General features: G+C 39.1%; 21 protein-coding genes. 19 read left to right on the forward strand and 2 right to left on the reverse strand.

Annotated features, from left to right (window positions below):
* Positions 1 to 274: 274 nt before the first annotated feature.
* Genes lepA through pdxJ form a run of 6 tightly spaced genes read left to right on the forward strand, consistent with a single transcriptional unit; the run spans position 275 to position 6,083 of the window.
* Positions 275 to 2,062, forward strand: a complete 1,788-nt coding sequence (lepA, locus tag CXF89_RS00495; protein ID WP_007581724.1) for a translation elongation factor 4 — start codon at positions 275 to 277, stop codon at positions 2,060 to 2,062.
* A 16-nt stretch (positions 2,063 to 2,078) separates the two neighbouring features.
* Entirely contained in the window at positions 2,079 to 3,014 is a 936-nt protein-coding gene (lepB, locus tag CXF89_RS00500; protein WP_007581726.1) for a signal peptidase I, read from the forward strand.
* A 2-nt stretch (positions 3,015 to 3,016) separates the two neighbouring features.
* Entirely contained in the window at positions 3,017 to 3,694 is a 678-nt protein-coding gene (gene rnc / locus CXF89_RS00505; RefSeq protein WP_007581728.1) for a ribonuclease III, read from the forward strand.
* Positions 3,684 to 4,616 carry a GTPase Era gene (gene era, locus CXF89_RS00510; protein ID WP_007581730.1) on the forward strand — a complete coding sequence of 311 codons (933 nt, stop codon included), beginning with the start codon at positions 3,684 to 3,686 and terminating at the stop codon, positions 4,614 to 4,616. Before rnc ends, era begins: the two co-directional genes overlap by 11 nt.
* A 20-nt stretch (positions 4,617 to 4,636) precedes the next feature.
* Positions 4,637 to 5,329 (forward strand): DNA repair protein RecO, encoded by a 693-nt coding sequence (recO, locus tag CXF89_RS00515; RefSeq protein ID WP_024592970.1) that lies wholly within the window; start codon positions 4,637 to 4,639, stop codon positions 5,327 to 5,329.
* Between the two features lie 22 nt (positions 5,330 to 5,351).
* Positions 5,352 to 6,083 carry a pyridoxine 5'-phosphate synthase gene (gene pdxJ, locus CXF89_RS00520; RefSeq protein WP_024592969.1) on the forward strand — a complete coding sequence of 244 codons (732 nt, stop codon included), beginning with the start codon at positions 5,352 to 5,354 and terminating at the stop codon, positions 6,081 to 6,083.
* An 82-nt stretch (positions 6,084 to 6,165) separates the two neighbouring features.
* Here pdxJ and barA read toward each other — a convergent pair whose 3' ends face one another.
* The gene (gene barA, locus CXF89_RS00525; protein WP_121953492.1) at positions 6,166 to 8,940 is read right to left on the reverse strand and encodes a two-component sensor histidine kinase BarA; all 2,775 of its coding nucleotides are present in this window, start codon (positions 8,938 to 8,940) and stop codon (positions 6,166 to 6,168) included.
* Between the two features lie 109 nt (positions 8,941 to 9,049).
* On the opposite strand from barA, the gene rlmD reads away from it, so the two are divergent.
* The 5 genes from rlmD (at position 9,050) to eno (ending at position 16,548) form a co-directional block, all read left to right on the forward strand.
* Positions 9,050 to 10,375, forward strand: coding sequence for a 23S rRNA (uracil(1939)-C(5))-methyltransferase RlmD (rlmD, locus tag CXF89_RS00530; protein ID WP_121953493.1), 1,326 nt, complete (start codon positions 9,050 to 9,052; stop codon positions 10,373 to 10,375).
* 8 nt (positions 10,376 to 10,383) lie between these two features.
* Entirely contained in the window at positions 10,384 to 12,540 is a 2,157-nt protein-coding gene (gene relA / locus CXF89_RS00535; RefSeq protein WP_121953494.1) for a GTP diphosphokinase, read from the forward strand.
* Between the two features lie 2 nt (positions 12,541 to 12,542).
* Positions 12,543 to 13,340 (forward strand): nucleoside triphosphate pyrophosphohydrolase, encoded by a 798-nt coding sequence (mazG, locus tag CXF89_RS00540; protein WP_121953495.1) that lies wholly within the window; start codon positions 12,543 to 12,545, stop codon positions 13,338 to 13,340.
* A gap of 162 nt (positions 13,341 to 13,502) precedes the next feature.
* Positions 13,503 to 15,137, forward strand: a complete 1,635-nt coding sequence (locus CXF89_RS00545; RefSeq protein WP_101217576.1) for a CTP synthase — start codon at positions 13,503 to 13,505, stop codon at positions 15,135 to 15,137.
* A 112-nt stretch (positions 15,138 to 15,249) separates the two neighbouring features.
* Positions 15,250 to 16,548, forward strand: coding sequence for a phosphopyruvate hydratase (gene eno, locus CXF89_RS00550; RefSeq protein ID WP_121953496.1), 1,299 nt, complete (start codon positions 15,250 to 15,252; stop codon positions 16,546 to 16,548).
* A gap of 197 nt (positions 16,549 to 16,745) precedes the next feature.
* Here eno and mutH read toward each other — a convergent pair whose 3' ends face one another.
* Positions 16,746 to 17,417: a DNA mismatch repair endonuclease MutH gene (mutH, locus tag CXF89_RS00555; RefSeq protein WP_024589993.1), complete on the reverse strand. Its 672-nt coding sequence runs from the start codon at positions 17,415 to 17,417 to the stop codon at positions 16,746 to 16,748.
* A gap of 683 nt (positions 17,418 to 18,100) precedes the next feature.
* On the opposite strand from mutH, the gene rppH reads away from it, so the two are divergent.
* The 8 genes from rppH to CXF89_RS00595 all read left to right on the forward strand — a co-directional run bounded on the left by rppH (position 18,101) and on the right by CXF89_RS00595 (position 26,294).
* Positions 18,101 to 18,619, forward strand: a complete 519-nt coding sequence (rppH, locus tag CXF89_RS00560) for an RNA pyrophosphohydrolase (RefSeq protein WP_002958704.1) — start codon at positions 18,101 to 18,103, stop codon at positions 18,617 to 18,619.
* Between the two features lie 30 nt (positions 18,620 to 18,649).
* On the forward strand, positions 18,650 to 20,914 hold the full coding sequence (gene ptsP / locus CXF89_RS00565; protein WP_007583118.1) for a phosphoenolpyruvate--protein phosphotransferase: 2,265 nt from the start codon (positions 18,650 to 18,652) through the stop codon (positions 20,912 to 20,914).
* 90 nt (positions 20,915 to 21,004) lie between these two features.
* Entirely contained in the window at positions 21,005 to 21,814 is an 810-nt protein-coding gene (locus tag CXF89_RS00570) for a sulfite exporter TauE/SafE family protein (RefSeq protein ID WP_024589991.1), read from the forward strand.
* A gap of 13 nt (positions 21,815 to 21,827) precedes the next feature.
* Positions 21,828 to 22,631: a prolipoprotein diacylglyceryl transferase gene (lgt, locus tag CXF89_RS00575; protein ID WP_007583122.1), complete on the forward strand. Its 804-nt coding sequence runs from the start codon at positions 21,828 to 21,830 to the stop codon at positions 22,629 to 22,631.
* A 10-nt stretch (positions 22,632 to 22,641) separates the two neighbouring features.
* Entirely contained in the window at positions 22,642 to 23,493 is an 852-nt protein-coding gene (locus CXF89_RS00580) for a thymidylate synthase (protein WP_010553222.1), read from the forward strand.
* A 23-nt stretch (positions 23,494 to 23,516) separates the two neighbouring features.
* Entirely contained in the window at positions 23,517 to 24,395 is an 879-nt protein-coding gene (gene galU, locus CXF89_RS00585; protein ID WP_007583126.1) for a UTP--glucose-1-phosphate uridylyltransferase GalU, read from the forward strand.
* A gap of 608 nt (positions 24,396 to 25,003) precedes the next feature.
* The gene (locus CXF89_RS00590) at positions 25,004 to 25,687 is read left to right on the forward strand and encodes an SPOR domain-containing protein (protein ID WP_121953497.1); all 684 of its coding nucleotides are present in this window, start codon (positions 25,004 to 25,006) and stop codon (positions 25,685 to 25,687) included.
* Positions 25,688 to 25,799: 112 nt separating this feature from the next.
* On the forward strand, positions 25,800 to 26,294 hold the full coding sequence (locus CXF89_RS00595) for an SPOR domain-containing protein (RefSeq protein ID WP_180961365.1): 495 nt from the start codon (positions 25,800 to 25,802) through the stop codon (positions 26,292 to 26,294).
* Positions 26,295 to 26,370 lie beyond the last annotated feature (76 nt).

Raw genomic sequence — 26,370 nt, forward strand, 5'->3', positions numbered from 1 at the left:
GCCAATTAAATGTAAAATTGCCGTTTTATACCAAAGTAACTTGGAAATACAGGGAATAGTGGTTTTTTAAATTATTTTATTTATTGAATAACAATAAGTTAAATAAATTTAACTTATTGTTATTCAATAAATAAAATGGTTTTAATCAATATTAAAAAGCATTCGTGATGTTTGTAATTTACAAACTGAGCTTATGGCATCCTACAGCAAGTATTTTCAAGTCACTTAGGTATTCATATTTAGTCCATTAAAATAGAAGTATAGAATCCAGTTTATGAAGCATATCCGTAATTTTTCGATCATCGCCCATATTGACCATGGTAAATCGACCCTTTCAGATCGTTTGATCCAAGTTTGTGGCGGTTTAACCGACCGTGAAATGCAAAAACAAGTTTTGGATTCAATGGATATTGAGCGCGAACGTGGTATTACCATTAAAGCGCAAAGTGTAACGTTGAATTACAAAGCGAACGATGGCGAAACTTATCAACTTAATTTCATTGATACTCCAGGACACGTTGATTTTACATATGAAGTATCGCGTTCTTTAGCTGCATGTGAAGGTGCACTACTCGTTGTCGATGCAGGCCAAGGCGTTGAAGCACAAACATTAGCTAACTGTTACACCGCTATTGAAATGGAATTAGAAGTAATTCCAGTACTTAACAAAATCGATTTACCGCAAGCGGATCCTTTGCGCGTTGCAGAAGAAATTGAAGAAATTATTGGTATTGATGCCCTTGATGCAGTGCAATGTAGCGCTAAAACGGGTGTAGGTATTGCCGAAGTTCTTGAAATGATTGTTAGAGATGTTCCGCCGCCAGTAGGCGATACAGATGGACCTCTACAAGCACTTATTATCGATTCTTGGTTTGACCCATACCAAGGCGTTGTATCATTAGTGCGTATTAAGCACGGTGAATTACGCACTGGCGACAAAATAAAAATAATGTCGAATGAGCATATACATACTGCCGACCAAGTGGGTGTGTTTACACCTAAGCAAACTAACACCGGTATTTTAAGAACAGGTGAAGTAGGGTTTGTTATTGCTGGCATCAAAGAGATACATGGTGCGCCAGTAGGCGATACTATAACTCATCAAAAAAATGCGGCTCCACTTCGTTTACCTGGTTTTCAAAAAATTAAGCCTCAGGTTTATGCAGGTATGTTCCCAATTGCATCTGATGAGTATGAATCATTTCGTGATGCGCTTAATAAATTAAGCTTAAACGATGCGTCGTTATTCTTTGAACCAGAGAATTCAACTGCATTAGGTTTTGGTTTCCGCTGTGGCTTTTTAGGTATGCTACACATGGAAATCATTCAAGAGCGTTTAGAGCGTGAATACGATATTGATTTAATTACAACGGCACCTACGGTAATCTATGAGATAGTTACTAAAGAAGGTACATTCCAGATTGATAACCCGTCTGATTTACCTGCAGTAAACGATATTTTAGAAATTCGTGAGCCGATTGTTGAAGCTAATATTTTGGTACCACAAGAATACTTAGGTAATGTTATTACTTTGTGTATTGAAAAACGCGGTAGCCAAACAAAAATGACCTATCACGGAAAGCAAGTAGCTGTTACGTACGAGCTACCTATGGCTGAAGTGGTAATGGACTTTTTTGATAAATTAAAATCAACAAGCCGTGGTTTTGCATCGCTTGATTATAACTTTAAACACTTTCAAACATCGGATATGGTGCGTGTTGATATTTTAATCAATAGTGAGCGTGTTGACGCACTTGCGATTATTGTTCACCGCGATGGTGCTCAGTCTCGTGGTCGTCAGTTAGCTGATGCATTAAAAGAGCTTATTCCTCGTCAAATGTTTGATATTGCGATTCAAGCAGCGATTGGACAACACGTTATTGCACGTACTACGGTAAAACAGTTACGTAAAAACGTAATTGCTAAGTGTTACGGTGGCGATGTGAGTCGTAAGAAAAAGCTACTTAAAAAGCAAAAAGATGGTAAAAAACGTATGAAGCAAGTAGGTAATGTTGAAGTGCCTCAAGAAGCGTTTTTAGCTATTTTAAAAGTTGGTAAATAAAAACAAAGGATTATAAATGGCTGGTTATTTTTCAGTTTTATTGGTGCTATTAACCTTAGGCTCAGGCTTAATATGGTTAATAGATCACTTAATGTATGCACCTAAAAGACAGGAGCGCTTAGCGATAGCGCAAACGTCTGCTGGAGCTCCGTTAGATGAAGAAACTGCGGCATTAATTGCACCAGAACCAGTACTAACAGAAACAGCAAAGTCGATTTTCCCGATGATTGCAGCAATTACTATTTTTAGATCATTTATTTTTGAACCGTTTCAAATTCCATCTGGTTCAATGATGCCTACACTGTTAGTGGGTGACTTTATTTTAGTACAAAAGTATTCATATGGAATAAAAGACCCAGTTTGGCGCACTCAGTTAGTTGATATCGGTGAGCCTGAACGTGGTGATATTGTTGTTTTTAAATACCCTTTAGATGAAAGTGTTGACTATATTAAACGTACGATTGGTTTACCTGGCGATAAAATTGTTTATCGTGATAAACGTTTATATATTCAGCCAAACTGTAAAGAAGGCGAAACCCAACAGGGTGAGCTTTTATGTAATGAATTCAATAAAATTGATTTTAAACTAATTAATGATAACGAATTTAAACAAGGCCCAATGCCTCTAGCTCGTGTGAATGAAAATTTAACAACAGTTACGCATGATATATTAATCAACCCACAAGCGCCTGAAAGAAAAGGGCGTTACTATCAGCAACCGGGCACGCCTTCTGATGAATGGACTGTTCCTGCTGATCATTATTTTATGATGGGTGATAACCGCGACAACAGCCAAGATGGTCGCTTTTGGGGCTTTGTACCAAAAGAAAACTTGGTGGGTAAAGCTGTCTTTATATGGATGAGTTTTGAATTTGAGAATGGCCCTGATGATATTTTACCAGGATGGGTTCCAACTGGTGTTCGCTTTGAACGCCTAGGTAATATTCAGTAACGATGAAAAAAAATGTAACAGAATTATATAAAAAAATTGGCTATGAATTCGCTGATCAAGGTTTACTTGAACAAGCAATGACGCACCGCAGCCACAAAGGCCAACATAATGAGCGACTAGAATTTTTAGGCGACTCGATTTTAAGCTTTGTGATTGCCAATGCACTTTATGCCAAATTCCCTAAAGCGCGTGAAGGCGATTTAAGTCGCATGCGTTCAACACTTGTGCGTGGTCAAACACTTGCTGAGTTTGGTCTTGAATTTGGTCTAGGCGATTATTTACGCTTAGGGCCGGGCGAGCTTAAAAGTGGCGGTTTTCGTCGCGAGTCAACGCTTGCTGATGCAGTAGAAGCTATTATAGGCGCTGCATTTTTAGATTCAGGTATCGACAGTTGTGGCGATCTTATATTGGCGTGGTACCAATCACGTTTGGATGCTATTTCACCAGGGCTTAACCAGAAAGATCCTAAAACCCTGCTGCAAGAGTATTTACAAGCCCGTAAATTATCGTTACCGGGCTACACAGTGGTTGATACACAAGGCCAAGCACACAATCAAACATTCACGGTTGAATGTATTGTTGATGGAATGGATAGCATAATTTCTGTTGGTAGCTCGCGCCGTAAGGCCGAACAAAAAGCTGCCGAAAAAGCATTGAAGATACTTAAAAATGAACCTTGATACCTTAATACAGCCTCATGAACGTGATGTAGATACATTTTGTGGAATGGTGGCGATTGTCGGTCGACCAAACGTAGGTAAATCGACTTTGCTTAATGAAATCATTGAGCAAAAAGTGAGTATTACCTCACGTAAACCACAAACTACACGTCATCGTATTATGGGTATTCATACCGTAGATAAACACCAAGCGGTATACATAGATACACCGGGTCTACACGTTGAAGAAAAGCGTGCTATTAACCGTCTAATGAATCGAGCAGCGTCTAGTTCTATCGGCGATGTAGAGCTTATTATTTTTGTCGTTGAAGGCACTCATTGGAATGCAGATGACGATATGGTACTTAATAAAGTATCGCAAAGTGGTAAGCCTGTATTATTAGTTATTAATAAAATTGACCAAGTTAAAGACCGTGATCTTGTATTGCCTCATATGAAGTGGTTAAGTGACAAGTTTGATTTTGTTGGAATTATGCCAGTATCAGCAACGCAAGGTAAAAACGTTGATTTAATCAAAGCAGAAGTAACTAAACGCTTACCTCCTTGCGAATTTTACTTTCCTGAAGATTATGTAACTGACCGTTCGATGCGCTTTATGGCAGCTGAAGTTATCCGTGAAAAGCTAATGCGTTTTATGGGTGAAGAACTACCGTATTCTGTGACTGTTGAAATTGAGCAGTTTAAATGGCAAGACAACGGTATTTGGCACATCAATGGGTTAATTCTTGTTGAGCGCGAAACACAAAAACGCATGGTTATTGGTAATAAAGGCGAAAAGCTAAAAACCATTGGCCGTGAAGCCCGTAAAGACATAGAAGAAATGCTTGATAACAAAGTATTTTTAGAGCTTTGGGTTAAAGTTAAGTCGGGTTGGGCTGATGATGAACGTGCACTAAGAAGCTTAGGTTACAGTGAAGACTAAACCAAGCAGTAGCTTAGTGAATGGATAGCGACTTCTACACCGCGTATTTATTACATCGGCGTCCTTATAGTGACTCCCAAGTAATGTTAGATATGCTTGTAGAAGGCGTTGGCCAGTTAAGAATGCTGGCCCGAATTAGTGGTCGCCAGGCCACTAAACATAAAGCACAACTTCAGCCATTCCAGGCACTCCTTGTTAATTACAGTGGCAAGTACGATTTAAAATATATCAATAAGTTTGAACTGCATGGTAACCCGCACTTTTTAAAAGGTGATGAGCTTTATTGTGGTTTTTATTTGAATGAGCTAACTAATCGCATCGTTCCTGTTAATGAGCCAATTGAACAAGTATTTGAGCTATATAAATCTCACCTAGGAAACCTAAACAGCGGAGCCAATTTACAAGAAGTGCTTCGCTCGTACGAATTTCAATTATTGGAATTACTCGGTTATGGCGTGGATTTTAGTTTTGATGCCAGTGGTGAACCAATAGATGAAAAGCAGACGTATAGTTATTTCCCCGAACTTGGTTTTTTAATACAAGAAGATACGCGTTCTGGATTTAGTGGCAAACAACTCAACGCCATAGCAAATCATGACTTTAGCCAAAGTGATGTGCTATATATGGCAAAGCAATTAAGTCGCTATTTATTAAAACCCTTATTAGGTAGTAAACCATTAAAAAGCCGTGAGCTATTTATGGCCTCTCAATAAACGTAATTTTACAGGTAAGAAAATGAAAGATATTCTTTTGGGTGTAAACGTAGATCATATTGCAACACTTCGTCAAGCGCGTGGAACAAGTTACCCAGATCCAGCCCATGCAGCCAGTGTAGCAGAGCATGCAGGCGCAGACGGTATTACGATTCACTTACGTGAAGACAGACGCCATATTCAAGATCGCGACGTTTATGTGATGGCTAAAACTATCCAAACTCGTATGAATCTTGAAACCGCTGTTACCGATGAAATGATAAAAATAGCGCTTGAAGTAAAACCCGAGTACGTGTGTTTAGTACCTGAAAAGCGCGAAGAGTTAACCACCGAGGGCGGCTTAGATGTAGCGGGTAATATAGATAAAATTAAAGCCGCAACAAAAACGCTTACCGACGCGGGTATTAAAGTATCGCTATTTATTGATGCAGATAAAGCCCAACTAGATGCAGCCAAAGAATGTGGTGCTCCTTATGTAGAAATACACACAGGCGCGTATGCTGATGCAACAAATGATACTGATTTACACAAAGAGTTAGAGCATATTCGTGAAGGTGTTAAATACGCAGCAAGCTTAGGTTTGATTGTTAACGCTGGCCATGGTCTTCATTACCATAACGTTAAACCCATTGCCGCGATGCCTGAGATTTATGAGCTAAATATTGGCCACGCTATTATTGCTCGTGCAGCGATAGATGGACTCGATAAAGCCGTACGCGATATGAAACGATTAATGATTGAAGCAAGAATGTAATACGAATCTACATAAGTATTTAAAAAGCTTAATTAAAAAAACGCGGTTAATGCCGCGTTTTTTTGTATCTAAAATTCAAAGCTTATCTTTGTAGCTCAGTTACGCTTGCATCAGCAAGTAAGTTTTCAAGCTCGTCCTGTAACTCAAATAATTCAGGTTCAATATTCTCTAACAAGCATTTATTTTTAAGTGATGTTTCAATTGTTTCTGCGAGTGATTTAAGTTTAGGCACACCAGTGTAGCAACATGCGCCATGAAACTTGTGGACAATACTTAAGACTTGCTGATAATCATTACTCTCTATCGCTTTAGCAAGCAATGTAAGAGTTTCAGGGACGCTTAGAAGTAGCATATTAAGCATCTCTAGCGCTAACTCGCTCTTTCCGCCAGCACGCTGCAGGGCTTGTGCCCAATCAATTCGACTACTTTGAAATGGTGCAGGACTTTGTGGTGTATCTGTTTTAGCTTTATCGCGATTAACCGGGGTCTGTGGACTATGATCGCTAATAATTTGTTTAAGCATATCTTCATCAATAGGCTTAGTTAAATAGCCTTTAAAGCCATCTTTTAGTAGTTGCTCTTTTTCGCTTTGAAGGGCGTGTGCCGTTACAGCGATAATGGGTGTATCTTCATTAAGTGATGATTCTTGTATAAGCTTGCATGCGGTTATACCGTCCATAATTGGCATCTGAATATCCATAAAAATTATGTCGTATTTATGACTTTTACTTAAGCTGTATGCTTGTGAACCATTATGTGCCGTTTCTATTACTTCAATCTGTTCACTTAATAAAGTATGGAGAAGTTTTAAGTTGGCATCGTTATCATCAACAACTAATACTTTTAACGGCAGCAAAGCTTGATCGTTTTGTTCAATATTATGAGTAGGGTGGTCAAGCCTGTAAGGTGCGGCAAGTACCTCACACAACTTACGGTGATTAAGTGGTTTACTTAAACACGCATCAGCACCGCTGCCTATAAAGGCTTCTCGCATATTGTGCGATACAGTATTAAGCATTAAATATAAGTAATCAGTAGATTCACGCACGGCTTTCACATAGCTTTTTAGTTGCTGCATATCATCAACTGATGCCATATGGCCAATTAAGCAAACATCATATTTATGTTCAGTATTTTTTATAGCGTCTAAAAAGCTAGTCTCGTTAAAACATGCCGTTATGCTTGATTCCCACTGAGTCAATAACGAAAGTACAGCGTGATGTGTATGCTCGTGTGGCTCTAAATACAAAATACGCTTACCAATGAGCGATTTAGTCGGTAAGTCGTTAGTAAATACATGATTGGGCAAACTAAACACACTATTGAATGTAAAACAGGTACCGTTACCTGGTGCAGAGTTTAATGTTATGCGGCCATTCATCGCTTCAACAATATGCTTGGTAATAATGAGGCCAAGGCCTGTACCACCAAACTTACGTGTAATGCTTGAGTCTGCTTGCCCAAATGGCGTAAATAAAGAGTCTTGCTTATCCACAGGTATACCCACGCCAGTATCTGTTACTGACACAAGTAAAGAAGTACGTTCGTCGTCGAGTAACCGATGGCTTATGTCGACCTTAATGGAGCCTTTTTCAGTAAACTTAATCGCATTACTTAATAGGTTTATCAGCACTTGTTTAAAGCGAGTGGGATCGCCCGTTAAGTCATCTGGTACTTGTTGGTTAATGTAAATGGATAGCTCTAATTGCTTATCGTGTGCGCTAGGAGCGAGTAGTGTCATCACTTCATTTACAGCATCACGAAGTTGAAACTGAATCGACTCAAGTTCCATTGCACCCGCTTCTAGTTTGGAGAAGTCTAGAATGTCGCTAATAATAGTCATTAAACTATTTGCTGATAGCATAATAGTATCGAGATAATCTTTTTGATGTTTATTCAGCGGTGTTTTATAAAGCTGGCGTGTAAATCCAATAACACCATTTAACGGAGTACGAAGTTCGTGACTCATTTTAGCTAAAAAGTCTGATTTTACACGGTTAGCATCTTGAGCTTCTTTTTTTGCAAATGAGAGCTCTATATTTGAAGTTTCGTATTGCTCTAGTGTTTCGCGGTAGTCGCTAGTTGCTTGGTCAATATTTTTTTGCATTTCATCTTTTTGCATCACCATAGTGTGAGCAATGGTATTTAAGCCTTCTCGCAATAGCTCAAATTCACCTATCATGTTGTCGTTAAGGCCAGTACTTCTTTTACCTTCGACTAACTTGTCGGTTGCAAGTACTAACTTATTAAGCGGCGTCATAAACATGCGGCTTAACCTTAAAGCTAAAATTGCTGCAAATACCAATGATAAAATAATTACAATACCGCTAATTAATAAAGCACGTTGCTGCCCTATAACCGCTTGGTCTTTGTTTAGCTGTATAATAACGGTGCCCAGAGATGACTGAAAAGCAGATGGATCCCATTTAGAGTCGTGATTTGTATGGTTAATAATGGGCGTGAAGAATGTAACAAGCTCATCTGACTTTTGCACGTGGGTCGTTTTTAAATTTATGAGCGTCTTTTGATTAATTAACTTTTCAAATGAGCGGTGATAATTACTCGTCATTAATAGCGTATTATTTTTATCAAAAATTGCAATCGACTTAATTGTAGGGGAGTGCTTGTTATGTGTGTAGCTTATAAGGCGATTCAATAGCTGTTTGTTTTTTTCGAGCATGGGTTGCTCAAGCGCAATAGCAAGGGGCTCAGAAATAGTAGTACCTTGCTGATATAAAATTTCATCAAGCTCAATGTAACGATTTATTGTAAAATAGCCACCAAGTAGTAATCCTATGATCACCGTTGGGATCAGGGTCAGTGTTAAAACAGAATCGCGTAAGCCTAATTTGGTCATAATGGGAGCGTTTTATCGTTATTAGTATGATTTGAGTATATACGGTTCAACACGCATTCTAAAGCATCTAAATATAGGTGCTTCATAAATAAACTGAAGGTAATGCCTAATGGCGCAAATTTTTAAAGCGAAAAAAAAACCGCTTAAGCAACAAACATTAGAATTAAATATAACGGGAATGGATCATCAAGGGCGTGGCATTGCGAAGCATAATAATAAAGTATGTTTTGTAAGCGGTGCATTACCAAATGAAACAGTTAAAGCAATGCTCGTCGAAGATAAAGCTAAATACAGCAGTGCAAAAGTAATTAAAGTTATTAAAGCGAGTGAATCAAGAGTAGACGCTTTTTGTGAGCACTATAATCAGTGTGGTGGCTGCCAATTACAGCATTTAGAAGTAAGCCAACAAGTTGTAGAAAAACAAACTGCAGTTACTCAGCTATTTAGTAAGTTTGCTAAATTAAACAGCTTAAACTGGCAAGCTCCATTATTAAGTAAGTCTGTGCATTACAGGCGCAGCGCTCGCATAGCCGTTATGTTTGATAAAGCAGCAAAAAAAATGCGTGTTGGTTACAGAGCCAGTGGTTCAAAAAATATTGTCAGTATTAATAAATGTGCAGTACTTGATGAAGTATTTGCAGATGTTTTTACACTTTTTGATGGTTTAATTAATCAACACAAAGCGCTGCACAGTATAAGCCATTTACAGTTATGCCAAAGTGATGAGAAAAACTTTGTTGTTATTCGTCACACTAAAGCAATTAACGATGATACAAAGGCTTTGGTTGAGCACATAACAAAAAGCCAACAGTTTGAAGTTGTATGGCAAAGCGAGAGCGATGTAATTGAGCATTCACACTTAGCCATGCCGTTTTATTATCTTAAAGAGTTTGATCTAAAATTTGAATTTGGTTTAGGTAATTTTATTCAGGTAAATGCGCAAGTTAACGAAGCTATGTTAAAGCAAGCCGCAAATTGGCTTGATTTAAAAGGTGATGAAAATTTATTGGATTTATTTTGTGGCATTGGTAATTTCTCATTAGTGTTGGCAAAACAAGCAAAATCTGTAATTGGCGTAGAAGGTGTGACTTCAGCGGTTGCAATGGCTGCTCAAAATGCGCAAACTAACTCTATTACCAATGCGCAGTTTCATTGCTTTGATTTAACGCAAAGCATACAGAGCGCCCCATGGTTTAGTAAAAACTTAGATGTGCTTGTACTCGATCCATCTAGGACTGGTGCAATGGCTGTATTAGAGCAATTATCTTTAAAGCAGTTTAAAACTATTTTATATGTCTCTTGTGACCCTGTTACTTTAGCCCGTGACAGCGCAATTATTTCACAAGCTGGCTTTGATCTTAATAAAATTGGGCTAATGAATATGTTCCCTCATACAGGGCATATTGAAACTATGGCGTTATTTCAACGGAGGTAGAACGCATTATGGTAGCTACACGACAATCACATCAACAAGATGAGACAACAGATTTTAGCACTCGGCTTTTATTTCTTGCCTTGTCTGAAGAAAAAACAGAGCTACTTACTAAAGCGCAAGCGCTCTGCGTAAAATGTGATAATGAAAGCAGGCAAACTACTGCAATCGAAATGGTTGAAATTTTAGCTGAGCTAAATCTCGACCCCGAATCGTTAGCTACTGCGTATTTAACCCCGTATTTTTTAAACGATTTAATATCATTAGAAACCATAGAAGAGCAGCTTGGTAGTAATATAGCCATGCTGTTAACTGGGGTTGCACAAATGGCCACTATTAGTACTTTATCGCATCAAGGTAAAGGAACTATGCAAGTTGATAATATTCGAAAAATGTTATTAACCATGGTTGAAGATGTGCGCGCCGTGGTCATTAAGCTTGCCGAGCAGGTATGTCATTTACGTAATGTAAAAAATGCGGATGAAGAAGACCGCGTCATTGCCGCTAAAGAAACGGCTGATATTTTTGCACCATTGGCAAACAGATTAGGAATAGGGCAATTAAAGTGGGAACTGGAAGATTTATCGTTTAGATATTTGCACCCAGGCACCTATAAAAGCATAGCCAAACAACTTGACGACAAACGTCTTACGCGCGAAGCCTATATGGAAGATATGGTTGAGCAAGTAAAAAACCGTTTAAGTGAAGCGGGCATAGAGGCCCAAGTTTATGGCCGCCCCAAGCACATTTACAGCATTTATAAAAAAATGCAGCAAAAAAACTACGAGTTTGATCAGCTTTTTGATATTCGTGCAATGCGTATCGTTGTTGAACGCCTACAAGATTGTTATGGAGCGCTGGGTATTGTGCACACCAATTGGCGTCATCTTAATAAAGAGTTTGACGACTATGTAGCAACCCCAAAACAAAACGGCTATCAGTCAATCCATACCGTGGTATTTGGGCCTGAAGGTAAAACAGTAGAAATACAAATTCGTACCAGCGATATGCATCAAGATGCTGAGTTGGGTGTGGCTGCACACTGGATGTACAAAGAAGGTGCATTACCGGGACGCGGCTCGGGTTATGAGCAAAAAATTAGCTGGTTGCGTAAGTTACTTCAATGGCAAGAAGAAGTGGTTGATGGTGGCGATTTAGCAGAAGAGCTTAAAAACCAAGTAGTAGAAGACCGCGTATACATATTTACCCCAAGCGGCGATATTATTGATTTACCACTTGGCGCTACACCGCTTGATTTTGCTTACTACATTCACTCAAATGTGGGGCATCGTTGTATTGGTGCAAAAATATTCGGCAAAATAGTGCCGTTCACGCATCAACTTACAACTGGGGATCAGGTAGAAATACTGACCCAAAAACAACCAAATCCAAGTCGTGATTGGTTAAACCCGTCATTAGGGTACATTAAGTCATCGCGCGCTAGAGCCAAAATTCATCACTGGTTTAAACAGCTCGACCGCGACAAAAACTTAAGTGCGGGGAAAGAAATTCTCGACAGTGAATTACAAAAGCTTAATTTAACATACAAAGATTTAGAGCCAGCCATCAAGCGTTTTAACTTTAAAGAACTTGATGACTTAATGGTTGCAATTGGTGCGGGCGATGTACGCCTCAATCAAATGCTTAACTTTGTAAGTGATCGGACAGAAGATGAACCGGTTATTCGTATTAAAGCGCCTAGCAAAGTAACCGGTGACAAAAACGGCATAGTGGTTGATGGCGTTGGTAGCTTAATGAGCCATGTAGCCAAATGCTGTCGTCCTGTCCCTGGCGATGAGATAATAGGTTATATAACGCAAGGTCGAGGAATAGGTGTTCATAAGGAAGACTGTGATTCGTTTAATAACTTAAAAAATCAGCATCCAGAGCGTGTTATTTCGGTAAGTTGGTCTGATGATATCAACGGCTCGTACGCACTAAGTATTAAAATAGAAGCAACCGATCGTTCAGGGCTAATACGCGATATAAGCTCAGTACTTGCTAACGAAAAAGTAAATGTTTTAAACATGAACGTAAATACGGTTGAAGATAATCAGTTAGCTATATTTACGATGCAAATAGAAGTACATGACTTATCGGGTACTAATCGTGTTCTTTCTAAGTTACACCAAATTGAAGGTGTACACGATGCCAAGCGTGGTCATTAATCATGAATGATAATGCAGCGCTTACACAGCTTCTTAGCATAATGAAAACACTGCGAGATCCCAAGGATGGTTGCCCGTGGGATCTTAAACAAGATTTTAAATCTATTGTGCCGCATACACTAGAAGAAGCATACGAAGTTGCCGACTGTATTGAGTCAGGCAACTTAGGTGAGCTTAAAGGTGAATTGGGTGATTTGTTATTTCAAATTATTTTTTATGCGCAGCTTGCACAAGAGCAAAATCTATTTGATTTTAATGATCTAGTGGAGCAATTAAACGATAAGCTTACACGTCGCCACCCGCATGTATTTGGCGATAAAAAAGAGCTAACAGACGAGCAGCTATCGCAACAGTGGCAAGCAATCAAAGCACAAGAACGCAGTGCTAGAGCGCAAACAGAATCACCTTCTTTTTGGCAAGATATTCCTGCCAATATGCCAAGTTTAAGTAAAGCCAAAAAAATTCAACAACGGGTTGCCGCACTTGGTTTCGATTGGCCAACGTATCATGGTGCACTTGATAAAGTGAGCGAAGAAGTGCTTGAAGTAAAAGAAGCGATTGAGCAAGACCCGTTATCTGATCATACAGCGGAAGAGCTCGGCGACTTACTTTTTGCCACTGTTAATGTTGTACGCCATATTAAACGAGATCCCGAACAACTGCTTCGTAGCGCTAATGATAAGTTTTCAGCGCGTTTTGAAAAGGTAAACGCCTATTTGCATGCGCAAGGTAAAAGCTTAGATACAGCCACCTTTGAAGAGATGGATAGTGCGTGGGATGCGATTAAAAAAGTAAAATAGGCTTAATGTTAAATAGTGCACATTTTTTGTGCGCGTATTAGCTAATTTTAGCTGGATTGATAAGCAGTGTTTTGGTACAATTTCGCCCCGTCTTGATGATATACCCTTAGGCTCTTCTTTGGGTGTTATATTCCTTTTAATTCCTGATATTCTAGGGTTCGCATGAGTACAAAATTTATCTTCGTTACTGGCGGAGTTGTTTCTTCGTTGGGTAAAGGTATTGCCGCAGCTTCACTGGCCGCTATTTTAGAAGCCCGTGGTTTAAATGTTACCATTTTAAAGCTGGATCCTTACATCAACGTTGACCCAGGCACAATGAGCCCAATTCAACACGGTGAAGTTTACGTTACAGAAGACGGCGCAGAAACTGACCTTGATTTAGGTCACTACGAGCGTTTTATTCGTACCAAAATGACTAGTCGTAATAACTTCACACAAGGCCGTGTATATGAAGACGTATTACGTCGTGAGCGCCGTGGTGAATACCTAGGCGCTACTATTCAGGTTATTCCACATATCACTAACGATATTAAGCAACGTGTATACGACGGTGCTGAAGGTTATGATATTGCTATTGTAGAAATTGGCGGCACTGTAGGTGATATAGAATCACAACCGTTTATTGAAGCAATTCGTCAGATGGGAACTGAAATTGGCCGCGAACGCGCGCTATTTATTCACTTAACGTTAGTGCCATTTTTAGGCCCTGCAGGTGAAGTTAAAACAAAACCAACTCAGCACTCTGTTAAAGAGTTACGCTCAGTAGGTATTCAGCCAGATATTCTTATTTGTCGTTCAGACCGTAAACTACCTAATAATGAGCGTGCAAAAATCTCATTATTCACAAACGTAGAAGAAAAAGCGGTTATTTCATTACCTGACGTAGACAGCATTTATAAAATTCCTGCGTTATTAAAAACGCAAGAATTAGATAACTTCGTATGTCGTCGTTTTCACTTAGATCCACCAGAAGCAGATTTAGCTGAGTGGGAACAAGTACTTTATCAAGAGTCTAACCCAACGGGTGAAGTGACAATTGGTATGGTTGGTAAATACACTGAATTACCAGATGCGTACAAATCGGTTAACGAAGCATTAAAGCATGCGGGCCTTAAAAACCGTTTAACAATTAATATTCAATACGTAGATTCACAAGATTTAGAAAGCAAAGGTGTTGAATTACTTTCACACTTAGATGCTATTTTAGTACCGGGTGGATTTGGCGGACGTGGTGTTGAGGGTAAAATCTTAGCGGCTAAATACGCACGTGAAAATAAAGTACCATACCTAGGTATTTGTTTAGGTATGCAAGTAGCATTAATTGAATATGCACGTAATGTTGCAGGTTTAACGGATGCAAACTCTACAGAGTTTAATGCAAATTCAGAAGCACCAGTAGTTGGCTTAATTACTGAATGGCTAGATGCTGAAGGTAATGTTGAAACACGTAGCGAAAAATCTGATTTAGGTGGCACTATGCGTTTAGGCGCACAAAAATGTCATTTAACACCAGGTTCTAAAGTACGCGAAGTATATGGCAGCGACGAAATAGTTGAACGCCATCGTCATCGCTACGAAGTAAATAATAACTTTGTAGAAATACTTGAAAAAGCAGGCTTAAGCTTTACTGGTTTATCAGAAGATAAAAAACTGGTAGAAATTATCGAAAATAAAGATCACCCATGGTTTATTGCCGCGCAGTTCCACCCGGAATTCACGTCAACTCCACGTGATGGTCATCCGTTATTTGAAGGGTTTGTAGCAGCCGCGCATATCCACCAAAAAGCGAATTCGTAATTTTAAAAGCCGTGCATATTGCACGGCTTTTTTGTTTTAAGGGCTGACTAAGCTATATAAAACGTAGTAAAGTTAGCTGAACTCACCATTTTGGGAATATAGAGGAATCAAGATGTCAGAAATCGTAAAAGTAATCGGTCGCGAAATTATGGACTCGCGTGGTAACCCAACTGTTGAAGCAGACGTACATTTAGCAGATGGCTCTTGGGGTCGTGCAGCAGCACCTTCAGGCGCATCTACCGGTACTCGTGAAGCATTAGAGTTACGCGACGGTGATAAATCACGTTACTTAGGTAAAGGTGTATTAAAAGCAGTTGGTTATATCAATAACGAAATTGCTGATGCTTTAAAAGGCCAAAGTGCATTAAATCAAAGCGCTGTAGATAAAGTGATGCTAGATTTAGACGGTACCGAAAATAAAGAAAAATTAGGTGCAAACGCAATCTTAGCTGTATCACTAGCAACTGCAAAAGCAGCTGCACAGTCTAAAAAAGTTGAGCTTTATGAACATATCGCTGACTTAAACGGCACACCAGGTGTTTACTCTATGCCACTTCCAATGATGAACATCATCAATGGTGGTGAGCATGCAGATAACTCTGTAGATATTCAAGAATTCATGATCCAACCTGTTGGCGCTAAAAACTTCCGCGAAGGCCTACGTATGGGTGCTGAAGTATTCCATAGCCTTGCTAAAGTACTTAAAGCTGATGGTCATTCAACAGCGGTTGGCGATGAAGGTGGTTTTGCACCTAACCTTGCATCTAACGAAGCGGCTCTTGCAGCAATTAAAGTCGCTGTTGCAAACGCAGGTTACGAGCTAGGTAAAGATATTACTTTAGCGATGGATTGTGCTGCATCTGAGTTCTACGACAAAGAAGCAAATATCTACGACCTTAAGGGTGAAGGCAAAAAATTCACTTCTGAAGAATTTAACTTCTTCTTACAAGATCTTACTAATCAGTACCCAATCGTTTCTATTGAAGATGGTCTTGATGAGTCTGATTGGGATGGATTTGCACATCAAACTAAACTAATGGGTGATAAAATCCAATTAGTAGGTGATGATTTATTTGTAACAAATACTAAGATTTTAAAACGTGGTATCGACAACGGTATTGCTAACTCAATCTTAATTAAGTTTAACCAAATCGGTTCTTTAACTGAAACTTTAGCTGCAATAAAAATGGCTAAAGACGCTGGTTTTACTGTTGTTATTTCTCACCGTTCTGGTGAAACTGAAGATTCAACAATTGCTGATTTAGCTGTTGGTACTGCTGCAGGTCAAATTAAAACAGGTTCATTGAGCCGTTCTGACCGTGTTGCAAAGTACAACCAATTGCTACGTATTGAAGAGCAATTAGGTGATAAAGCACCGTACAACGGTCTTAAAGAAGTTAAAGGTCAGTAATTCTATTTTATATAGAATCTAATTTTTAATTTTAGATGATAAAATCCTCGCATAAGCGGGGATTTTTTATGCCTGATACTTTTTCAAAGAGATGAGAATAAGTTGTAGGGTTAAGCTTGCTGGCGCGCGCACAGAGCGAAAGAGGGTGGCGGCAATAATATTAAAGGTTACTTAAGTTTTAATATTTTATAACACAGTTAAAGCTGAAACTGCTGCTTTAAAATATCACCTGTAAAACTGGTTTTTAAGTAAAAGCCACGGGGTAGGGTTTTAATTATTTGCCCATTTGGACCAATAGCATCAGTCACTATTTTGCTATGAGCAGCTTTAGGGCGTATTTGCATCGCATCGCCTAAATGGCCTGATATTTCGTCGACTCTACCTAGCGCAATTAGCTCCATTTGCTCTTCCCAGTCGCGCTGTAATAAAGCGTCCTGTTCAGGTGAGGGTTGCCACAAAAAGCCGCTGCCAATGGTTCTATCAAACGGGGCAATATCACGTTCGCTTAAAATTGGCAGCCATAAAACATGATTTAGTTTTTTACGTACAGAGCTGGTATGCCACGTCATTCCTGTAACGTTCATTAAAGGTGTAACCGATACAAACGTAGTTTCCAGTGGCCTACCTTTATAGGAAATAGGGAGTGTTTTTAGCTCAATTCCTAAATCTTCAAAATCCGGAAGTGGTTTTGAGCCCGCAGTAGCACCTAGTACGTATTCAATTAACTGACCAGTCCAACCTTTTTCGCGCAGTAAATCATCTGGCGTTTTAAAATTATACTTGTTAGCAAGCTGCCCTAGAGTTAATCCGGCAATATTATTAACGCGTTGCATTAAATCGTTAATTGAGTGTGGTTTTGTAGGTCGCATGTCATGCCAATTTTATTAAAATATGAATATTATAGAGGTTTAATAACTCACTAACTACGTTGAAATTACTTATGCGGAGAAACTGCATATGATAGTTTTTTGTTATTGAGCTACTTTTTATTGCGATTATAAGTATCAATTCAACGTAATCAGTATTCTTAATTTCGGTTGTATAAATATCATAGCCATGATAGCAAATAGGCTAAGCCGTGGATATCACTAGAGTTGTGTGTTTTTTGCTCGCTTGTTGTTTGTGTTAATTTTGAACATATTGAAATTAAGCTGCTTTACTTTAAGTTACTGACTCAGTTGGTTTTTTTAATGTTGTACATTCAGTTTTGATTAAGCAATTTAAAAGTTGTAAGGATAAATACAACTATATGAACATGTTTATCCACAGAATCTGTGGAGAAGCCAAGTTTTTGGATCTAATATTGTGGATTTGTTTGCAAAATGAGCGTGTTTTACAAAAGTTATGCACAAACTGTGAGTAACTAGAGGAAAACAAGAACCGCAATAGCCTTGTTAAGTTATTTTCCAAATATTTACCCACTCTCCATAAATTATCAATGTACTAAAAGCTCAAACTTAGCTTACTAATCGGGTTGGGTATAATAGTATTTGCCGTATTGCGGCTAATGTGGAACAATCATTAAAAATCGACTTACAAATGAGGCACTAAGGTGATTGATGCCGAAGGTTTTCGTGCCAATGTCGGAATTGTGATTTGCAATAATCAGGGACAGGTTTTTTGGGCCAGACGTTATGGTCAACACTCTTGGCAATTTCCCCAAGGTGGTGTTGATGATGGCGAAACTGCAGAACAAACCATGTACCGTGAATTACACGAAGAAGTAGGGTTGCGACCAGAAGATGTAGAAATAGTCGCAAGCTCAAAACATTGGTTACGCTATAAATTACCCAAACGATTAATCCGCCGAGACTCTAGTCCGGTGTGTATTGGGCAAAAACAAAAATGGTTTTTACTAAAATTACGCTGTAAAGACGAAGATGTAAATTTACTTAAAACCCATCATCCTGAATTTGATGATTGGCGCTGGGTAAGTTATTGGTATCCTGTAAGACAGGTTGTATCGTTTAAACGGGATGTTTATCGACGTGTAATGAAAGAGTTTGCTCCTTTCGCCATGCCTTTTAATAAGAGAGAACAACATAAAGATCATTGGCGAAGTAAAAGGTAGTTAATTCAGAATAAAATAAAGGAGCAGGACATGCTGGCTACACTGAGATCTATTGCGGAGTCTGTATCGCGACAAGCGAATTTAGACAGCGCATTAGTGTGCTTTGTGCAAATGGTTAAAGATGCCATGAAAACCCAGTGCTGCTCCATTTATTTTGCAGATTACAGCCAGGACAATTTTGTACTTATGGCAACCGAAGGGCTAAACCCCGATGCGGTAGGTAAGTTTAGAATTGGTTTTACCGAAGGTTTAGTTGGCCTAGTAGCGCAACGCGAAGAACCTATTAATATTGCATTTGCTAAATCGCATCCTCGTTTTAAGCTCTCCCCCGAAGTAAATGAAGAAGGCTACAACGCTTTTTTATCTGTACCCGTTGTTCATCAAAAAAAAGTACTGGGCGTTATTGTTGTCCAACAAAAAATGGCACGTGTATTTAGCCAAGACGAAGAGTCGTTTTTAATAACGCTTTCTGCTCAACTTGCTTCACAGTTAGCGCATGCTGAAATTAAAGAAATATTACGCCAAGATGAGTCATCTCATCAAACGTCTGTTTTAAAAGGTGTATCGAGTGCGCCAGGAATAGGTATAGGACAAGCATTTGTTGTATTACCAAAACTTGATTTTAAATCTATTGAGCTTTTAAAAGACAGTGACGTCACTGAGCAGCGTCGTTTATTTACTCAAGCTGTAGCTGCAACGCGCAAAGAATTTAATACCCTATCTATGACGCTAAGCGATTCTATTCCGCACGAAGCTCTTGCGGTATTTGATGTGTATCAACAACTGCTTGACGCTAAAAGTTTAGGGCATAATGTTGAAATGCAATTACAAGAAGGCTGGTGTGCTAAAAGCGCCCTAAAAATTGTAATAGAGCGTTTAATATCTCAATTTAATGCCATGCAAGACCCTTATATAAAAGAGCGTGCTGTTGACGTTAAAGACATTGGTCTTCGCGTATTACACCACCTTGTAAATACCGAGCACGCTGTTAAAAATTATCCGGCCAACACTATTTTAATTGCTAATACCTTAACACCCGCCATGCTTGCTGAAGTGCCAAAAGGTCACTTAACAGGCGTTGTAAGCGTAAATGGCTCTGCAAATAGCCATGCTTCTATATTAACGCGTGCGATGGGGATCCCTGCCATTTGGGGTATAGAGGATTTACCTCTATTGCAGTTTAATGGCAAACCGATGATTTTAGATGCATTTGCTGGGCGTTTATATATATCGCCTTCACAAATGCTGATGGACGAATACACAGAGTTACAGCATCAAGATAACCTACTAAATAACCGCTTTTTAGCTGAGCAAGACTCAGAATCAATTACGCTTGACGGTGAACATGTTAGCTTATTATTGAACGCAGGCCTTGAGCTTAATACCGAGCAAAGTAGCGCGCATATTTGTGACGGTGTGGGGCTTTATCGAACCGAAGCGTGGTTTATGCAAAAGGGCCAGTTTCCTTCGCAATCAGAGCAAGAAAATTGGTACCGAGAAGTACTAACTAGCTATCATCCTAATCCTGTGGTTATGCGTACATTGGATATTGGGGGCGATAAGGTACTTGATTACTTTAATATTACCGAAGAAAACCCATTTTTAGGTTGGCGTGGTATTCGTATAAGCCTTGATCATCCAGAGTTATTTTTAGATCAACTAAAAGCGATGCTTAAAGCAAATATTGGTTTGGGTAATTTAAAAATAATGCTCCCTATGATCAGTGGCACTGAAGAAGTTGATGAGTCACTTGCGTTATTTGAACAGGCTTATTTTGAGTTAAGTGAAAAATACCCAGAGCAAACCATAGAAAGACCCGACATAGGAATAATGCTGGAAGTACCTTCAAGTGTATTTATGCTTCCAGAGTGGTCAAAAAAAGTCGATTTTTGCTCAGTAGGCAGTAACGATTTAACACAGTATTTATTAGCAGTAGACAGGGCTAACGCACGTGTAGCCGAACTTTTTAACCCTTATCACCCAGGTGTACTAAGAGTACTAAATAAAGTGGCGCACGAATGTGAGCAATATGAACTGCCATTTAGTTTGTGTGGGGAACTAGGCGGCGATCCTGAAGGAGCTATTTTACTTATTGCCATGGGTTACAGACGCCTGAGTATGAATTTATCATCGCTTAATAAAGTGAAGTGGGTACTTAGGCGTTTAAATGTCAGTGACATGGAACAACTACTAAGTGAATGTTTAGCGCAATCCACAGCCAAACAAGTACTACGTTTAACGCGAAGCTTTATGCTAGAGCATAAATTAGGTGATTTGTTTTACACCCCCAAATAAGCTTGTACACCTAATTAATTGCAATACACAGATGCTATTAGTTTTATAATCCTTTAATATATAAACCTTAAAAGGGTATTTGAGATTACTATGTATGACTTAGGTTTGTTAGTCGCAAGCTGCGCACTACTAGGCTGTATTGTTGGGTTTTTAGCTGGGTTACTAGGCATTGGCGGCGGTTTAATTATCGTTCCAGTACTAAGCACTCTGCTACTCTCATTTAATGTAACGTCGGCTGATCATGTATTAGTAATTGCTATTGCAACCTCACTCGCTTCTATTTTATTTACTTCAACGTCTTCAGCGCTGGCTCATCATAAAAATGATAATGTGCCTTGGGCAATCGCCCCGTGGGTTATGTCGGGTGTGGCTTTAGGTGCACTTATTAGTGGCTTTGCAGCAAGTTTAATCCCTGAACAAATATTACGTACAGTGTTTGCTATAAGTGTTGTATTTATTGCAGCAAGAATGGTGCTCTCCGCGCGTAATAAACCGATGTCAGAAAAACCGTTGCCGGCTGGTCCTATTTTAGGGGGCGTTTCTGCAATAATGGGCGGGTTATCAGGTTTAATAGGGATTGGCGGCGGAGCTTTAATAGTACCGATGCTTAATTATTTTTCGGTTGATATAAAAAAAGCAATTGGCTGCGCGGCAGCGTGCGGAATTGTTATTGCATTATTTGGCTCTATTGGTTACATCAGCGCAGGCTGGCATGTTACCGATTTAGAGCATGGTTTTGCCGGGTTTGTTTATTTACCTGCATTATTTGGGATTGTTATTACCTCGTGGTTTGTTGCGCCCATTGGCGCCAAAGCAACTCACTATTTACCTGTTAATACAATTAAGAAAGTTTTCGCGGTGCTGCTTGTAGTTATCGCAATTAAAATGGTTTTTAGCTAAAGGTTTATTTTTTATGGCACTTGAGTTTCCTCAAATTGATCCAATTATTTTTTCTGTTGGACCGCTAAGCGTACGTTGGTATGGCTTAATGTACTTAATAGGTTTTGCATTTGCGATGTGGTTTGCTAATCGTCAAGCGTCAAAGCCAAATTCGGGTTGGACTAAAGACCAAGTAAGCGATTTACTGTTTTACGGCATGTTAGGGGTAATACTAGGCGGGCGTATTGGCTACGTATTGTTTTACCAGTTTAGTTATTTTATAGAAAACCCACTGTATTTATTTAGGATAGATCAGGGCGGTATGTCGTTCCATGGTGGAACACTTGGCGTTATAACCGCCGTCGCAATTTTTTCATGGACGCGTAAAAAGTCACTGCTTCAAGTAGGCGACTTTGTTGCACCACTGGTTCCTGTAGGGCTTTTAGCTGGACGTATTGGTAACTTTATAAACGGTGAGTTATGGGGCCGAGTTACCGACGTGCCATGGGCAATGGTATTTCCAACGGGCGGTCCGCTTGCGCGTCACCCATCGCAGTTATACGAAGCATTTTTTGAAGGCTTAGTGCTGTTTTTAATCCTGCAATGGTTTATTAAAAAACCACGTCCAGCAGGCAGCGTAGCCGGTGTATTTTTATTAGGTTACGGCGTGTTTAGATTCTGTATTGAATATTTCCGCCAACCCGATGCACAACTCGGTTTATTTGCCGACTTTATTTCAATGGGACAAATACTTTCACTTCCTATGATAGTGGGTGGTTTAGGTTTATTAATTTGGGCATATAAGCAACCACAACACGTTAAAACAGCTAAGGCATAATAAGAAAAGCATGAAACAATATTTAAAATTATGTCAGCGTATTGTTGACGAAGGTCAGTGGGTCGAAAACAAACGTACAGGTACGCGTTGTTTAACCGTTATTAATGCCGATTTAGAATACGATGTGGCTAATAATAAGTTTCCAATGATCACGACGCGAAAAAGTTACTACAAAGCAGCGATTGCTGAGTTACTAGGATATTTACGTGGTTACGACAGCGCTGAGCAGTTTCGTGAGATTGGCTGTAAAACATGGGATGCCAACGCGAACGATAACAACGCATGGCTCAATAACCCTAACCGTAAAGGTGAGGACGATATGGGCCGTGTTTATGGCGTACAAGGCCGTGGTTGGCAACGTCCAGATGGCTCAACGCTTGATCAGCTTTCCAAAGTTATTAATAACTTAAAAAATGGCATTGATGACCGTGGTGAAATAATCACGTTTTATAATCCAGGTGAGTTTGAGCTTGGTTGTTTGCGTCCGTGTATGCATACGCACACTTTTTCACTACTTGGCGATACGCTATACTTAACGTCATACCAGCGAAGCTGTGATGTACCGCTTGGCCTTAATTTCAATCAGATTCAGTGTTTTGTGTTGCTTGCGTTAGTGGCTCAAATTACCGGCCACAAAGCGGGTAAGGCGTATCATAAAATTGCTAATGCACATATTTACGAAAACCAACTTGAACTGATGCGAGACGTGCAGTTAACGCGTGAGCCATTTGAATCACCTCAGTTAAAAATTAATCCAAAAATTAAATCATTAGAAGACATAGAAACGTGGGTAACACGAGACGACTTTGAAGTAATAGGCTATCAATGCCACGAAGCGATTCAATATCCATTTTCAGTATAATAAAAGATTAAGGAAAACATAAAATGAAAGCAGTGATCCCAGTAGCGGGCCTTGGCACTCGTATGTTACCAGCCACTAAAGCAATTCCTAAAGAAATGCTGCCAGTGGTAGACCGTCCTTTAATTCAATATGTAGTAAACGAAGCCGTTGCTGCAGGAATTAAAGAAATAGTGTTGGTAACGCACTCAAGTAAAAATTCAATCGAAAATCACTTCGATACAAGTTTTGAACTAGAAGCTACTTTAGAAAAGCGTGTTAAGCGGCAACTACTTGCCGAAGTGCAAGCAATTTGCCCTAAAGACGTAACCATTATTCACGTACGCCAAGGTGAAGCAAAAGGCTTAGGCCATGCTATTAGTTGTGCAGCGCCTATTATTGGTAACGAACCGTTTGTAGTTATTTTACCAGATGTAATTATTGACGATGTAGAGAGCGATCTTAAAAAAGATAACTTAGCAGAAATGATCGCTAATTTTGAGAAAACCAAGCACAGCCAAATTATGGTAGAACCAGTACCAATGGCACAAGTTAACCAGTTTGGTGTGGTTGATTTAGGTGATGTTGACTTAAAGCAAGGTGAAAGCTCACCAATTCTTAATATGGTAGAAAAGCCGCCAGTAGATGAAGCTCCATCAAACTTAGCTGTAGTGGGTCGATACGTATTAAGCGAAAATATCTGGCCGTTACTTGCAAAAACTCCGCAAGGTGCAGGCGACGAAATTCAATTAACTGACGCAATTGCGATGTTAATGGAACACGAAAAAGTAGATGCATACGCTATAAAAGGCCGTAGCCACGATTGTGGAAGTAAAATTGGTTACTTAAAAGCAACGATTGAATTTGCACTTCGTCGCGATGAATTTGCCGATGAATTAAAATCATTTATTAAAAAACTGATTTAACAGTTAACGTAAAACATGAAAGGCGCCTATATCGGCGCCTTTTTTTATGAGTTTTATTAGGGCCTGTTTATCTTTCGAGGTTAAATTTTCAGCAGGCTGTTTGGTATTTAGGCAAGGCAGAGCCTATGTAGTGTGGTTATTCCCCATAAATAGGCGATAACGTAGCATAAATGCCAAACATGCGCTGCCCGAAGGGTTCTGCCTCGGGACAATTTACTCTTTGTTACTCGGTTTTTACTTAGCCCACTAGGTTACAAACCTCGCGCCGCGATTAAATCGCCCCTAGATTGAACAAATTTTAATCCTGAAAGGTCAACAGGCCCTAGAATAAAATAAGAAAAGGAATAGCTCTAAAATAAAAGTTTTTAAGTCATTACAGACATATTGTTATTTATGTTGTAAAGTTTGTGTTAATTGGCATTGAATTTGTATTAAATAATGCTCTCAAGGAAGGGGTGGAGTATGCAACGTTGTGTTTTACGAAATACTGACAAGCATGCGAAGAGCTAAGTTTTATAGCTCACAGCTTAAATAAAGTTAAACGCTTTCTTGTGAGAATGTTTAACTGAAATGTAGTGTAAAAACACTGCTTTCAGGACAACTAATACATGTTTATATATAAAAAAAAAAACATTGGGCTTTTACTTAGCTTGCTAATGCTTTTATTTGGTACAGCATGCAGCGTCTCGCCTGAAATAAAAACCATTGATGAACAACCTCAAAGTAACTCGCCTGACTACGTATCAATTACAGCCCTTGAACTTGCACAGCTAAAAGATGCCGCAATGCAGTGGCAACAAGCTCGTGAAGGTATAGAGCGAATTTTAAGATTAGAAAAAGAAATAACTTACCTCGTAAATCATATCGATATTATAAACAGCAAAGCTATTGCGCAGTCTAATCAAGGGTATAGCAGCAAGTCTGTACGCTCACCACGAAACACACGTAATGTTAAGTCACGCCAACAAGTTAAACAAAATTACAGTAATAAAAAACAAACTGTAGAATTAAATAAACCTAAACATGTATTTGCTTTACAGGTAGCTTCGGTTGACTCAGAGCAAGGTGTGGCTAAAGCATGGCAAGAGCTAAATACTAAAGCAGCACCGTTGTTTAGAGACAAAATATTGACTAACGTAGAAGCCGCCAAAATAAACGACAAAATGTTTTACAGGCTAAAACTTGGCTCTTACCAAAACTTTAAAAATGCAAAAGCAGACTGTGACGTATTCAAGTTGTACAAACTCGATTGCATAGTAAGTAACTACACCGATAAGCCAGTAAAGCTGTAGTTAAAATAGAAACTTGCTTAAAATCTGTTTATCCATAAAATACACCCTTCATAATTAAATGCGTTTAGGGGGTATATTTCCCCATAAAACAACGTCATTTCAGGGAAGGAAAATGCTTTTAAAACGGAGCTTAGAATGCATGATGCTAATGGGTGTACTTGTTTTATCTGCATGTAACTCATCTCAACAAGTTAAAATGGCTCAAGCAACCCCGCAACCGATTCTTATTGAAAAGTCTGATTTGGAGCTGCTCAAAAGCTCTGCGGCACAATGGGAAAGCTCTCAACCAAAAGTAGAGCAGCTACTCAAGTTAGAAAATAAATTAACGCAGCTTGCTACTAACCTAAAACAACTAAATGAGTCTGATGTTCTAAATACTCGTGTAAATGATGTAGTTAATAACGAAAGTATATTAAAAACCGACTCGGCATTGTTTGCTTTGCAAATTGCCGCTTTTAAAAATAAAAATGCATTGCAAAAGAAGCTCAGCGAATTCCAAAAAAAAATACCACAAAATATCATCTTATCCACTGAGATAAATGTAGAAACCGTAAGTGTTAATAACACAACTTTTTATCGATTGAAGTTAGGTGCTTATAGCAATTAAGCGGATGCGAAAAATGATTGTTTAGCTCTTATAAAGCAACAAGTAGCATGTTTTGTTAGCTATTATGTTCAACAAC

It is taken from the genome of Pseudoalteromonas sp. MelDa3 (assembly GCF_002863625.1).
Taxonomy (GTDB): Bacteria; Pseudomonadota; Gammaproteobacteria; order Enterobacterales; family Alteromonadaceae; genus Pseudoalteromonas; species Pseudoalteromonas arctica.